The organism is Frigoribacterium sp. CFBP 13712, assembly GCF_014842255.1.
Taxonomy (GTDB): domain Bacteria; phylum Actinomycetota; class Actinomycetes; order Actinomycetales; family Microbacteriaceae; genus Frigoribacterium.
Window position 1 is genome coordinate 237,083 of record NZ_JACYVH010000001.1, and the last position, 12,746, is coordinate 249,828.

Sequence of the window (12,746 nt, forward strand, 5' to 3'; positions counted from 1 at the left end):
TCAGGGTGCTGACGGCACGGCCTCCCTCTGGCGCTCGATGCCGCGCCCGGCGCCGACCCCGATCGAGACAAGGACTCCCGTGGAATCACGCAACGACGACCGCCGCCGCCCGACCCGACGGGTCTCCCCCGCTGCCGCCGACGCGGCAGCGGCCAGGTTCATGCGGTCGCCGGCCCGGCGCACGTCGCTGCTGATGGCGGCCGATGCCAGCGCCTGGGCCGTGGCGCTCGTCTTCGCCGTGCTCGTGCGCTACGACTTCGCGGCGCACCAGATCGCCTGGGGTTCGACCGCCGTCGCCGTCGCCGTGGCCGTGCTGGCCCACGCCGCCGCCGGCTTCGCCACCGGCGTCTACCGTCGGCGCTTCGTGTCGGGCAGTGCGCTCGAGGTCCGTGCGGTCGCGGGCACCGTCGTCCTCACGGGTCTCGTCGTCGGCATCCCCGTGCTGCTCGTCGGCACCGAGATCCACCTGGCCCGCAGCACCGCCGTCATCGCCACGCCCGTGGCGTTCGTGCTGATGGGGTCCCTGCGGTACCTCGCGCGCCTCCTGATCGAACGTCGCAGCCGACCGCGCGACGACGCGCAGCGCACCCTGATCTTCGGCGCCGGGCGACTCGCGAACCACCTCGTCCGCCGTATGCTGACCGATCCCGACTCGGCGTACGTGCCCGTCGGCCTCATCGACGACGATCCGACGCGGGCGGGTCTGCGCATCGAGGGCGTCCGCGTGCTCGGCACGCGGAGCGATCTCATCCGGGCCGCGGCGGACTCCGGCGCCGAGGCGCTCATCGTCGGCATCGCCCGGGCCGACGCCTCCCTGCTGCAGGAGGTCACCGATCTGGCGGCGACCGCGGGCCTGCGGGTGCTGGTGCTGCCGCCCCTCGCCGACGTCCTCGACGGTCGGTCGCGCCTCCGTGACGTCCGGGACATCGCCATCGAGGACATCATCGGTCGGCACCCGGTCGACACCGACGTCGAGTCGATCGCGGGCTACCTGTCGGGCTCCCGGGTGCTCGTCACCGGGGCGGGCGGCTCGATCGGCAGCGAGCTCTGCCGGCAGATCGCCCGCTACGCGCCGGCCGAGCTGATCATGCTCGACCGCGACGAGACCGGGCTGCAGCAGGCGCAGCTGTCCATCTCGGGCAACGGCCTGCTCGACACGAAGGAGGTCGTGCTGGCCGACATCCGCGACGCTGCGAGCCTGCACCGCATCTTCGCCGACCGTCGCCCCGACGTCGTCTTCCACGCCGCCGCCCTCAAGCACCTGCCGATGCTCGAGCAGTACCCCGACGAGGCCTGGAAGACAAACGTTCTCGGCACCCGCAATGTGCTCGACGCGAGTCGGTCGGTCGGCGTGACGACGTTCGTCAACATCTCGACCGACAAGGCGGCGAACCCGACCAGCGCCCTCGGCCGCTCGAAGCGTCTGGCCGAGCGCCTCACCGCCTCGGCGGCCGACGAGACCGGTGCCCGCTACCTGTCGGTCCGGTTCGGCAACGTGCTCGGCAGCCGCGGGTCGATGCTGCCCGTCTTCTCGTCGCTCATCGAGGCGGGCGGCCCTCTCACCATCACCCATCCCGACGTGACGCGGTTCTTCATGACCATCCCCGAGGCGTGCAACCTGGTGGTTCAGGCCGGCGGCATCGGGTCGCCTGCCGAGGTGCTCATCCTCGACATGGGCGAGCCCGTGCGCATCCTCGACATCGCTCAGCGCATGATCGCGTTGTCGGGCCGCGACGTCCAGATCGTCTACACGGGCCTTCGCGAGGGCGAGAAGCTGCACGAAGAGCTGGTGGGTGACGGCGAGACCGACGACCGCCCCGTGCACCCCAAGATCTCGCATGCCTCGGTGCCTCCGCTGCACCCGTCGTCGCTCATCCTGGCGCCTGAAGACGGGGCATGGTGGCAGCTCGACTTGGCGCAGGCGAGTTGAGAGCCGGGGCACGCATACTTTGCAGATGTCACCCGAATAGCTCTCGACGAGACGACGAACGCCCCGCCTGAGTCAGGCGGGGCGTTCGTGATCCGACGGAGTGTGACAGCGGCCGATGGTGGAGATGGGGGGAATTGAACCCCCGTCCATCGCTGAGATTGCACGCATTCTACGGGCGTAGCCAGATGAGACGTTCTGCTCGGCCCCGACCTTTGCTACTGGCTTCTAGGTCGACGGGCCCAGCCCGAGTGCAAGTCCCGCGTGACCCTCAGGCGTAGTCACGCAGCAAGCCCTCTAGATGACGTCAGGCTCTGGTTAGAAGGCGGTCACCAGACTGACGGACTCCATGTGGCTCTACTGCTTACGCAGCGAGAGCGAAGTCAGTGCGCTTGTTATTGGCACTTATTGTTTTCCAGAGATCGTTTACGAGATAACCCTGGATCCTCGGCCCGCTTCTCGTTCGCACACAGGCGATGTCGAAACCGATCATCCCCATGAGGGGCCGTTGTCACACTCTGTGGAGTTGTCGCAATGGAGCCGACCGCGGTGTTCTGCGGCCTTCCAGTGTAAGGCACGCCGTGCCTCCTCGGCTACTCCCCCAGGTGCTTGCGCGCCGAGATCGCGGCCTGCGCCTCACGCGTCGCCGTGCGCTCGCGCAGCGTCTGCCGCTTGTCGTACTCGCGCTTTCCCTTGGCCACGGCGATCTCGACCTTGGCCCGGCCGTCGCTGAAGTAGATCTTGAGCGGCACGATCGTGAAGCCGCCCTCCTTGGTCTTCTGGCCGATCTTGTCGATCTCCTGGCGGTGCAGCAGCAGCTTGCGCTTGCGCCGCGGCGCGTGATTGTTCCAGGTGCCCTCGGTGTACTCGGGGATGTGCACCGCGTCGAGCCAGGCCTCGTTCGCGTCGACGAACGCGTAGCCGTCGACCAGCGACGCCCTACCCTGACGGAGCGACTTCACCTCAGTGCCGCTCAGCACGATGCCGGCCTCGTAGGTGTCTTCGATGGTGTAGTCGTGGCGCGCGCGGCGGTTGGTGGCCACGACCTTCTCGCCGCGTTCTTTCGCCACAGGTGCCTCCTGGTCGTTCGGAAGATGGTTCTGCCGTTAGCAGGCAGCCTGTCAGTATACCTGCGGTTGCGACGGCAGGAGGGGCGGTGCCGGTCGGACCGGCACCGCGCCTCCTGCAGGCATCTGCTTCTGGGGATCCGCTAGCGGATCAGACCTTGAGGTACCGGCGGATGGCGATGTTGGCCGAGAGGGCCGCGAGCACGATGCCGACCAGGATGACAAGCGGGACGACCAGTGCGGTGTCGCGCAGGCCGACGAACGGGGTGCCCACGAAGTTCACCGCCAGATAGCCCTTCACGAAGAAGTTGACGATCGCGACGATCGCACCGCCCGCGAGCAGGGATCCGATCAGCGCGGCGATCACCCCCTCGAGGATGAACGGCGTCTGGATGAACGTGTTCGACGCACCCACGAGCCGCATGATGCCGAGCTCGCGCCGCCTGCTGAAGGCGCTCAACCGGATGGTCGTCGCGATCAGCAGGACGGCCGCGATCAGCATCAGCACGGCGATGCCGATGGCCGTGTAGCTGGCGGCGTTCAGCACCGAGAAGATCGGGTCGAGGTAGGCCCGCTGGTCGACGACGCTCTGCACCCCGGCGAGACTCGAGAGGCTCTCGGTGAGGACGTCCGACTGGGTCGGGTCCTTCAGGTTGACCCAGAAGGTCTCGTTCAGGTACGACGGCTGCACGAACTCGGTCGCGGGGCTGTCGGCGAACTGCGTCGTGAAGCGGTCGTAGGCGTCTTGCTGCGTCTCGAAGTACGAACGGTCGACGAACGGCTGCAGCACCTCGGAGTCGAGCTGCGCCTGCACCGCGTCGATCTGGTCTTGCGTGGCCTTCGCGCCCGTGCAGTTGCCGGTCGTGTCGGTGTCGGTGCAGAGATACACGGCCACCTGGGCCTTGTCGTACCAGTAGCCCTTCATCTGATTGATCTGCATCTGCAGCAGTGCCGCGGTGCCGACGAAGGTCAGCGAGATGAAGGTCACGAGCACGACGGCGACGACCATCGAGACGTTGCGCCGCAGGCCGCTGCCGACTTCGCTGAGGACGAGTCCGAGTCTCATTCGTCGGCCCCTCTCAGGCTCAGGTCTTCGACCCCGATGGCTTGAATGGGCACCGCCTGCGTCTGGTAGCCGCCCTCGCGCTCGTCGCGCAGGATGTTGCCGGCGCTGAGCTCGATGACGCGGCGCTGCATCTGGTCGACGATGCCGGCGTCGTGGGTGGCCATGATGACGGTGGTGCCGCCGGAGTTGATCCGCTCGAGCAGCGTCATGATGCCGGCGCTGGTCGAGGGGTCGAGGTTACCGGTCGGCTCGTCGGCGAGGAGGACGGCGGGCTTGTTGACGATCGCGCGGGCGATGGCGACGCGCTGCTGCTCGCCACCCGAGAGCTCGTGGGGCAGACGGTGCTGCTTGCCGACCAGACCGACCATCTTCAGCACGTCGGGGACGGCCTCCTGGATGAAGCCCTTGCTCTTGCCGATCACCTGCAGGCTGAACGCGACGTTGTCGAACACGTTCTTCTGCGGCAGCAGCCGGAAGTCCTGGAAGACCACGCCGATGTTGCGACGGAAGTACGGCACCTTGCGGCTCGAGAGCGTGCTGAGACGCTGCCCGAGCACGTGGATCTGCCCCGCCGACGGCTTCTCCTCCTTCAGCACGAGCCGGAGGAAGCTCGACTTGCCGGAGCCGCTGGCCCCGACCAGGAACACGAACTCGCCCTTGAGGATCTCGAGGGTGACCGCGTTGAGCGCCGGTCGGGGATTGCCGACGTAGACCTTGGTGACTTCATCAAACCGAATCATGACGGTGGCTACCCTAAGCGCCAGCCCCGGTGATCACCGCAGCGACGCGCACGCCTGGGGGCTATGAATCCCCTGGGATGCCGAGGAGGCGCGGTGCCGGTCGGCGGGCAGCGGCGGCGGCTCAGGAGCGTGCGTCAGGAGTCGTCGCGCTTGCGCCAGCGGATGCCCGCCGAGATGAAGCCGTCGAGGTCGCCGTCGAAGACGTTCGACGGGTTGTTGACCTCGTGCTCGCTGCGCAGGTCTTTGACCATCTGGTACGGCGCGAGCACGTAGCTGCGGATCTGATCGCCCCAGCTGGCGGTGATGTTGCCGGCGAGCTCTTTCTTCTTCGCGTTCTCCGCCTCCTTCTGGAGGAGCAAGAGTCGCGACTGCAGCACGCGCATGGCGGCGGCCCGGTTCTGGATCTGGCTCTTCTCGTTCTGCATCGAGACGACCGTGCCCGTGGGGATGTGCGTCAGACGGACGGCCGAGTCGGTCGTGTTGACGGACTGACCACCGGGCCCGGACGACCGGAAGACGTCGACGCGGATGTCGTTCTCGGGGATCTCGATCGACTCGGTCTCCTCCATCAGAGGGATGACCTCGACCGCGGCGAAGCTGGTCTGACGCTTGCCCGCGGCCCCGAACGGGCTCATGCGGACGAGCCGGTGCGTGCCCGCCTCGACGCTGAGGGTGCCGAAGGCGTAGGGCGCGTCGATCTCGAAGGTGGCGCTCTTGATGCCGGCCTCTTCGGCGTAGCTGGTGTCCATCACGGTCGCCGACATGCCGTGCTTCTCGGCGTAGCGGAGGTACATGCGCAGCAGCATCTCGGCGAAGTCGGCGGCGTCGACCCCGCCGGCGCCGGCGCGGATCGTGATGACGGCGGGCCGCGGGTCGTACTCGCCGTCGAGCAGGGTCTGCACCTCGAGGGTGTCCATCATCTTCTGCAGGGCCTTGAGCTCGACCTGCGCCTCGTCGGCGCTCTCTTGATCGTCGCCGTCGTTGGCCATCTCGACCAGCACCCCGAGGTCGTCGAGGCGCTGCTCGGTCGTCTCGAGCTTCTCCAGCTCGGCCTGGCGGTGGCTGAGCGCGCTCGTGACCTTCTGCGCGTTCTCCGTGTCGTCCCACAGGTCGGGGGCGGACGCCTGCTCGCTGAGCTCGGCGATCTCGGCCACCAGACGGTCTTGCCCGATCACCGCGCGGATGTCTTCGAACGTGGCCCGGAGGGCGGCAATCTGCTCAGAGAAATCCAGTGCGATCATGGTGACCGAGCTTACCGGGCGCGGCCGACACCCGCGTCTCGCAGGGCCAGGTCGGCCAGTCGCCTCACCGTGTCGGCGTCGCCGGCCCGCCAGGCGGCGACCGGGTCCGGGGTCATGGCCGCGAGTTCGCGCGCGTCGAGCGTCGACAGCGCCCGCAGGGCGAGCAGGTCGTCGCCCCCGGGGCTGCGCAGCAGGGCCGACACCGAGGAGGCGCGGCGCACGAACGCGATCCGTCGCCTCAGCCACGTCAGCAGGATCACCACGACGGGCAGACCCGCGACCAGGAGGCCGACCACGAGGGAGGCGGCGCCCACCGCCTCCTGCTGGTCCCGACCCGCAGCCACCAGCGTCGACGCCGCGTCGCTCGCACCGATGAACGGGCGCCCCGCGGCCTCGCCCACGAGCGGCAGACCCGAGATCGACTCGGCCGCGTCGCCCATCGACTGCTGGAACCCCAGTCCCGCGTCTTCGACCCGACGCCCCAGCTCGGCGAACGTCCGGACGAACGCCGCCGCCGTGAGACCGGCCACGACCGCCGCGACCAGGAGCGCGAGCGCCACGACGTCGGAGGTGATCTGACGCGCACGGACCGCCGTCGACGCCGAATAGAGCTGCATCGCCCCAGTCTGCCCGCCCTGCGCGTGCGCCCGCCGCGCCGCGCGCCGCGCGCGCCGCGCGCCGCGCGCGCTCAGCGGCGAGCCACCCGAGCACCGAAGTGACCCGACCGGGCCATCCGACGCCCCGCGGGGGTCCCGACGGGTCACCTCGGTTCGCAGCAAGCGAGGTAGCCGCAATACGCGCCGCACCGCTCCGCCCGGCACCGCACCGCGCCTCCCCGCACCGCACCTCCCCGCCTTCGCGCTGCCCCGCACCTCCCCGGCACCACACCACCATCGAAGTGACCCAACCGGGCCATCCGACGCCCCGCAGGGGTTCCGACGGGTCACCTCGATTCGCAGCGAGCGAGGTATCGACGGATCCGGGCCGTGAGGACGGCCGCGGCCGCGCCGTACAGGTCGTCACGACTGACCAGCACGACGCGCCAGCCCTCGTCCTCGAAGCGCTCGCGGCGGGCCAGGTCGTAGCGCCATGTCTCCAGATCGGTGCGATGGTGATCGCCCTGGTACTCGAGTGCGAGTCGGCACCACCCGTAGCTGAGATCGGGCTTGCCGAGATACGACCCGTCCGCCGCGTACCGCTTGACGTTGACCTCGGGCTCGGGCAGCCCCGCCCGCACGATCAGCAGCCGGAGGTCCGTCTCCTGCGGCGAGTCGACCCCCGGCCGCACGAGCTCGAGCGCCTCCCTGAGCCGCCGGATGCCAGGGCGACCCCGCACCGACGCCGCCGCCTGCAGAGTCGTGACGGGGAGCTCACGCGCGAACGCGTGGTTCGACCACGACCCGGCCATCGCGTCTCCGAGACGGACCAGGTCGTCGAGGCCCATGTCGTTCGCCGCCTGCACGAGCGCGTCGACCGGGTCGGCCACCGGGAGACCGCCGATGTCGTGGAGCGTGGCGGGGACGAGGCGGTGGCCGACGACACCGGCCCGACGACGCTGGCGGGATCGAGTCGTGCCGATGTGCAGAGGCCCGGGCTCGGAACGGCGGGGAGTCGGCAGCCCTGCGAGCGCGAGCGCCGTTTCGTGGGCGAAGTACTCGTCGAGGCGCAGCAGGGGTGTGAACTCGCGACACCGGCCGACCAGCCCCTCGGCCTGCGACGGCGACCGGACACCGTGGAAGGGCGAGCGGAGATCGTGGGCCCGGAGGCGGTGGGGCGCGACGCCGTGCGACAGCGCCGTCGCCGTCGAGAACGGGCCCCGGGCCAGCGGCGGAGGCAGAGGACGTGGGTGCATGGGGCCATGCTCGCTCCCGCCCCGCGGCGTCTCGGGGGGTGGGGCCCGGTGCTGTGGATGGCTCGAGCATCGCGCCCCCTGTGGAGGACGGGTGCGGGCCCCCGCCCCACGTCGAGGTGACCCGAAACGCGCCCTCCGAGCTGCAGAAGGCCCGCTTCGCGTCACATCGATGAACGGGGCGCGGCGATGTGGCACCGCGCACCCCGCACACCACGTCGAGGTGACCCGAAACGCGCCCTCCGCACCGCAGAAGGCCCGCTTCGCGGCACCTCGACGGAACCCGCGGCGATGCGGCACTGCGTGCACCCCTCGCGCTACATCCATGTGACTCGAAACGCGCCCTCCGCTTCGCAGAAGGCCCCCTTCGCGTCACCTCGATGAACGGGGCGCGGCGATGCAGCACTGCGCGTACCCCGCGCGCTACGTCCATGTGACTCGAAACGCGCCCTCCGCACCGCAGAAGGCCCGTTTCGCGTCACCTCGATGAACGGGGCGCGGCGACGCCAGAACGCGCACCCCGCACACCACGTCGAAGTGACGCGAAACGCGCCCTTCGAGCCGTGAGAGGCCCGCTTCGCGTCATTTCGATGGAGCAAGCGCGGAGCGCAGCGCAGCGCAGCGCAGCGCTACCGCGCGCCGAGGGCGGGCGCGCGGTCGGCGTAGCCGGCGCGTCCGGCCCGCGCGACCGCGTCCGGCAGCGCCGCGAGCAGAGCGTCGACGTCGGCCGCGGTCGACGTGTGCCCCACGGTCATGCGCAGGGCGCCGCGCGCCTCGTCGTCGCTCAACCCCATCGCCAGCAGCACGTGCGACGGCTCGGGGATCCCCGCCTGGCACGCCGACCCGGTCGACACGCTCACCCCTGCGGCGTCGAGCAGGAACAGCAGCGAGTCGCCCTCGCACCCCTCGAACGTGAAGTGCGCGTTGCCGGGCAGACGGTCGGCGGGATCGCCGCGCAGCACCGCCCCCGGCACCGCCGCGCGCACCCCGTCGATCAGCCGGTCGCGCAGCGGCGCGTAGTCGACATGCGGCTGTTCGGCCGCGACGGCGAAGGCCACGGCCGCCGGGGCGTCCTGGGTGCCCGAACGCACCTGCCGCTGCTGCCCGCCGCCGTGGATCAACGGGACGACCGTCGCCGCCCGTGACAGCACGAGCGCGCCGATGCCGATCGGGCCGCCGATCTTGTGGGCGCTGACGCTGAGTGCGGCGAGCCCCGACGCGCCGAAGTCGATCGGCACCTGCCCGTACGCGGCCACCGCGTCGGAGTGCACCGGCACCCCGTGCGCCCCGGCGAGCGCCACCACCTCGGACACCGGCTGCATCGTGCCGACCTCGTTGTTGGCCCAGAGCAGGCTGACGAGCGCCACGTCGTCGTGGGCGTCGAGCGCCTCGGCGAGCGCGTCGAGGCGCACCCGGCCGACGGCGTCGAGCGGGATCCACGTGACGACGGCGCCCTCGTAGCGCTCGAGCCATTCGACGGTGTCGACCGTGGCATGGTGCTCGCCGGCGGCGACGAGGAGGCGCGGGCGGGGTCGATCGGACTGCCGCGCCCACCAGAGGCCCTTGACGGCGAGGTTGACCGACTCGGTGCCGCCCGAGGTGAAGACGACCTCGATGGGTTCGCAGCCGAGGGTCGCCGCGACGCGCTCGCGGGCCTCTTCGAGCACGCGCTTGGCGTTCTGGCCCGCGCTGTGGATCGACGAGGGGTTGCCGACCGCGCCGAGGGCCTCGGTGTACGCCGCGATGGCGGCCGGGTGCATCGGCGTGGTGGCGGCGTGGTCGAGGTAGACGGTCATGTCGGTTCTTCGAGCATCGAGGGCGGGCGAGGGCCGGCGCGGGAGGGCGCAGGCAGGAGGCGCGGGTCGAGCCGGTGCCGACCCGTCATCTACTGTAAGTGCCGTGTCCGACATCGACCCCCTGCGCGACCTCGGCCTGACCCAGGGCCCCGAGGGGCCGACCCTCCGGGTGTGGTCCGCTTCGGCCACCCGCATCGACCTCGTGATCGACGACGCGCCGCACGACCGCGTCGTGCCGCTGACCCGAGGCGACGGTGACGTGTGGAGCGCGACCGACCCCTCTCTCACGCCCGGCCGCCGATACTGGCTCCACGCCGACGGCCCCTCGGGCGGCGGCCACGCCTTCGACCCGTCGCTCGAGCTGCTCGACCCGTACGCCCGCGGGCTCGGCCGCACGGGGCGCGGCGGCTGGCAGTCGGCCGTCGTCGACGAGTCGTTCGACTGGGGCGGCGTCGCCAAGCCGCGCACGCCGCTCGACCGGGTGGTCGTCTACGAGGCGCACGTGCGGGGGCTGACCCGCCTGGCGCCGTTCGTCCCCGAAGAGCTGCGCGGCAGCTACGCGGGGCTCGCGGCCGAGCCGACGATCGAGTACCTGAAGTCGCTCGGCGTCACGGCGGTGCAGCTGCTCCCGGTGCACCAGCACGTCGACGAGCAGCGTCTCGTCGCCCAGGGAATCGAGAACTACTGGGGCTACAACACGCTCTCGTACTTCGCTCCCCACACGGCGTACGCGAGCCGCGACGCCCAGCTGGCCGGCGCCTCCGCCGTCCTCCGCGAGTTCAAGGGCATGGTGCGACTGCTGCACGAGGCGGGCATCGAGGTCTACCTCGACGTCGTCTACAACCACACGGCCGAGGAGGGGGCGGACGACGGGCCGATCACGAGCCTCCGCGGGCTCGACGGGTCCGGTTACTACCGGCACGACGCCGACGGCCGATCCGTCGACGTCACCGGCTGCGGCAACTCGATCGACACGAGCACCCCGGCCGCATCGCGTCTGGTGCTCGACTCGCTGCGCTACTGGGCGAACGAGGTGCAGATCGACGGCTTCCGCTTCGACCTGGCGGCGACCCTCGGCCGCGGCGCCGACCACGTCTTCGATCCCGAGCACCCCCTCCTCGCGGCGATCGTCTCCGACCCGGCGCTCGAGGGCGTGAAGATGATCGCCGAGCCGTGGGACGTCGGGATGGGCGGCTGGCAGACGGGCGCGTTCCCCCACGGCTGGATCGAGTGGAACGACCGGTTCCGCAACCGCACCCGCGAGTTCTGGCTGACCGACGTCGCGGCCGCGCGGGCGAACGGCCTGCCGCCGTCGGGTCTCGGCAGCTTCGCCTCGAAGCTCAGCGGCTCGAGCAACATCTTCGCCCACGAGCGGGGGCCGCTCGCCGGGGTCGGCTTCGTCACGGCGCACGACGGATTCACGCTGCTCGACCTCGTGTCGTACGACGCGAAGCACAACCTGACCAACGGAGAGGGCAACCGCGACGGCACCGACGACAACAGGTCGTTCAACCACGGCATCGAGGGCCACAGCGACAACCCCTGGATCTCGGACGCCCGCCGGCGTTCGATGCGGAACCTGCTCGCGACGCTCTTCGTCTCGGCGGGCATCCCGATGCTGACGGCGGGCGACGAGCGCGGACGCACCCAGCACGGCAACAACAACGGCTACTGCATCGACAGCGAGCTGACCTGGGTCGACTGGTCGGACGAACCGTGGCAGGTCGCGCTCCGCGACGACGTCGCCGCGCTCGCCCGGCTGCGGGCCGAGAACCCCGCGCTGCGGCCCGTCCGGTTCGGCGTCGACGGAGCCTGCACCCTGAGCGCCACCCAGATGTCCTGGCATTCGGCCTCGGGCGCCGAGATGCAGCCCGGCGAGTGGAACGACGCGGCGGTGCGCACGCTCCAGTACCTGGCCACCTCGACCCCGGAGCACGAGGCGCCGAACAGCGTGCTCGTCATCGTGCACGGTGCCGAGACGATCATCGAGGTGACCCTGCCGACCGTCGACGGCGTCGAGGGCTACGAGCCCCTCTGGTCGAGCGACGACCGTCGACTGCCCGACGCCGGCCGACCGGGCGAGACGGTGTCGATCTCGGGCCCGACGGTCGTCGTGTACCGCGTCGGCTAGGGCGACGGCCGTGTCGGAACGTCGCATCGAGGGCACGCTGACGAGCTGGAACGACGACCGCGGCTTCGGGTTCCTCACCCCGGACGCGGGCCGCGGCCGGGTCTTCGTCCACATCACGGCCTTCAGCGGCGGATCGGCGCGACCGCGCGTCGGCGAGCGGTACTCGTACGCGGTCGACCGCCACGGCGACCGCGGGCCCGAGGCGGTCAGGGTGGCTCCCGCGGGCACGACCTGGTCGGCGCCGCGCGCCCGACCCGCGCGCCCCTCCTCGCGGGGTCGTCTCGCCGTCGCCGGGGCCGTCGTCGTCGCGCTCGCACTGACCGTCGTCGCCCTGTCGCCGATCGCCGGCGGATGGTCCACCGGGTCGCAGGCCGGGACAGCCGGCGTGTGGTCGCTCGATCCGCCCGTGCTGGCGGGTCGGCTCGCCGTCGTCGGGGCCGTCGCACTGCTGAACCTCGCGACCGCCGTCGCCTACGCCGTCGACAAACGGGCCGCACGGCTCGGGCTCCGACGGATCCCCGAGCGGAGCCTGCTGCTCTGCGGTCTGCTCGGCGGCTGGCCGGCCGCCGTCGTCGCACAGCAGCTGCTGCGGCACAAGACGGGCAAGCCCGCGTTCCGGCGCGTGTTCGTCGCGACCGTCGCCCTGAACCTCGTCGCCGTGGCGGCCGTCGCGGCAGCCTTCGCAGCGATCGCCTGAGCCGGGTCGGGAGCACCGCACCCACGGGCACCGGCGGCGACCGGACCGGTTCGGGCCGGGTCCGGGCGCGCGCCGTCGCTCGTCGTGTTCGTCGTCGCACGCGACGGCCTCGGGTCCGGGCCGTCGATGCATCCGGCGGGGTGTCAGCAGTGCGACACCGCCGATCGACGGGCGCCGGGCTCTCGGGGCGGATGTCGCCCCGGGCGGGCAGGCCGCGTCGTCGTCCCCGACT

The 12,746-nt window shown here is 71.0% G+C and carries 10 protein-coding genes and 1 other RNA gene; 3 read left to right on the forward strand and 8 right to left on the reverse strand.

Features of this window, described 5'->3' with window-relative positions; all coding sequences use genetic code 11:
• Positions 1–79: 79 nt before the first annotated feature.
• Complete coding sequence (locus IFT51_RS01065) at positions 80–1,930, forward strand: polysaccharide biosynthesis protein (protein ID WP_371740639.1); 1,851 nt, start codon at positions 80–82, stop codon at positions 1,928–1,930.
• Between the two features lie 116 nt (positions 1,931–2,046).
• Here IFT51_RS01065 and ssrA read toward each other — a convergent pair.
• The 8 genes from ssrA to IFT51_RS01105 form a co-directional block, all read right to left on the reverse strand.
• Positions 2,047–2,424: a transfer-messenger RNA gene (gene ssrA / locus IFT51_RS01070) on the reverse strand.
• A 96-nt stretch (positions 2,425–2,520) separates the two neighbouring features.
• A complete protein-coding gene (gene smpB / locus IFT51_RS01075) occupies positions 2,521–2,997 on the reverse strand; it encodes an SsrA-binding protein SmpB (RefSeq protein ID WP_192058255.1) in 477 nt (158 codons plus the stop codon).
• Positions 2,998–3,145: 148 nt separating this feature from the next.
• Complete coding sequence (gene ftsX / locus IFT51_RS01080) at positions 3,146–4,060, reverse strand: permease-like cell division protein FtsX (protein ID WP_192058257.1); 915 nt, start codon at positions 4,058–4,060, stop codon at positions 3,146–3,148.
• Positions 4,057–4,800, reverse strand: a complete 744-nt coding sequence (gene ftsE, locus IFT51_RS01085) for a cell division ATP-binding protein FtsE (RefSeq protein ID WP_192058259.1) — start codon at positions 4,798–4,800, stop codon at positions 4,057–4,059. The genes ftsX and ftsE overlap by 4 nt, the downstream gene beginning before the upstream one ends.
• A gap of 134 nt (positions 4,801–4,934) precedes the next feature.
• Complete coding sequence (gene prfB / locus IFT51_RS01090; RefSeq protein ID WP_192058261.1) at positions 4,935–6,041, reverse strand: peptide chain release factor 2; 1,107 nt, start codon at positions 6,039–6,041, stop codon at positions 4,935–4,937.
• An 11-nt stretch (positions 6,042–6,052) separates the two neighbouring features.
• Positions 6,053–6,658 carry a hypothetical protein gene (locus tag IFT51_RS01095; RefSeq protein WP_192058264.1) on the reverse strand — a complete coding sequence of 202 codons (606 nt, stop codon included), beginning with the start codon at positions 6,656–6,658 and terminating at the stop codon, positions 6,053–6,055.
• A gap of 326 nt (positions 6,659–6,984) precedes the next feature.
• Positions 6,985–7,893: a hypothetical protein gene (locus IFT51_RS01100; protein ID WP_192058266.1), complete on the reverse strand. Its 909-nt coding sequence runs from the start codon at positions 7,891–7,893 to the stop codon at positions 6,985–6,987.
• Between the two features lie 626 nt (positions 7,894–8,519).
• Positions 8,520–9,686 (reverse strand): cysteine desulfurase family protein, encoded by a 1,167-nt coding sequence (locus tag IFT51_RS01105; protein ID WP_192058268.1) that lies wholly within the window; start codon positions 9,684–9,686, stop codon positions 8,520–8,522.
• A 103-nt stretch (positions 9,687–9,789) separates the two neighbouring features.
• Between IFT51_RS01105 and glgX the strand changes: the two genes are divergently transcribed.
• Both glgX and IFT51_RS01115 read left to right on the forward strand, forming a co-directional pair.
• Positions 9,790–11,817, forward strand: coding sequence for a glycogen debranching protein GlgX (gene glgX / locus IFT51_RS01110; protein ID WP_371740640.1), 2,028 nt, complete (start codon positions 9,790–9,792; stop codon positions 11,815–11,817).
• A gap of 10 nt (positions 11,818–11,827) precedes the next feature.
• Positions 11,828–12,514 (forward strand): DUF1294 domain-containing protein, encoded by a 687-nt coding sequence (locus tag IFT51_RS01115; RefSeq protein WP_192058272.1) that lies wholly within the window; start codon positions 11,828–11,830, stop codon positions 12,512–12,514.
• The last annotated feature ends 232 nt before the right edge of the window (positions 12,515–12,746 follow it).

Bases quoted from the DNA above. Each gene is read 5' to 3' on its own strand.
- ftsE (WP_192058259.1), bottom strand. From the start codon at position 4,800: ATGATTCGGTTTGATGAAGTCACCAAGGTCTACGTCGGCAATCCCCGA.
- IFT51_RS01105 (WP_192058268.1), bottom strand. From the start codon at position 9,686: ATGACCGTCTACCTCGACCACGCCGCCACCACGCCGATGCACCCGGCC.
- ftsX (WP_192058257.1), bottom strand. From the start codon at position 4,060: ATGAGACTCGGACTCGTCCTCAGCGAAGTCGGCAGCGGCCTGCGGCGC.
- IFT51_RS01100 (WP_192058266.1), bottom strand. From the start codon at position 7,893: ATGCACCCACGTCCTCTGCCTCCGCCGCTGGCCCGGGGCCCGTTCTCG.
- IFT51_RS01095 (WP_192058264.1), bottom strand. From the start codon at position 6,658: ATGCAGCTCTATTCGGCGTCGACGGCGGTCCGTGCGCGTCAGATCACC.
- prfB (WP_192058261.1), bottom strand. From the start codon at position 6,041: ATGATCGCACTGGATTTCTCTGAGCAGATTGCCGCCCTCCGGGCCACG.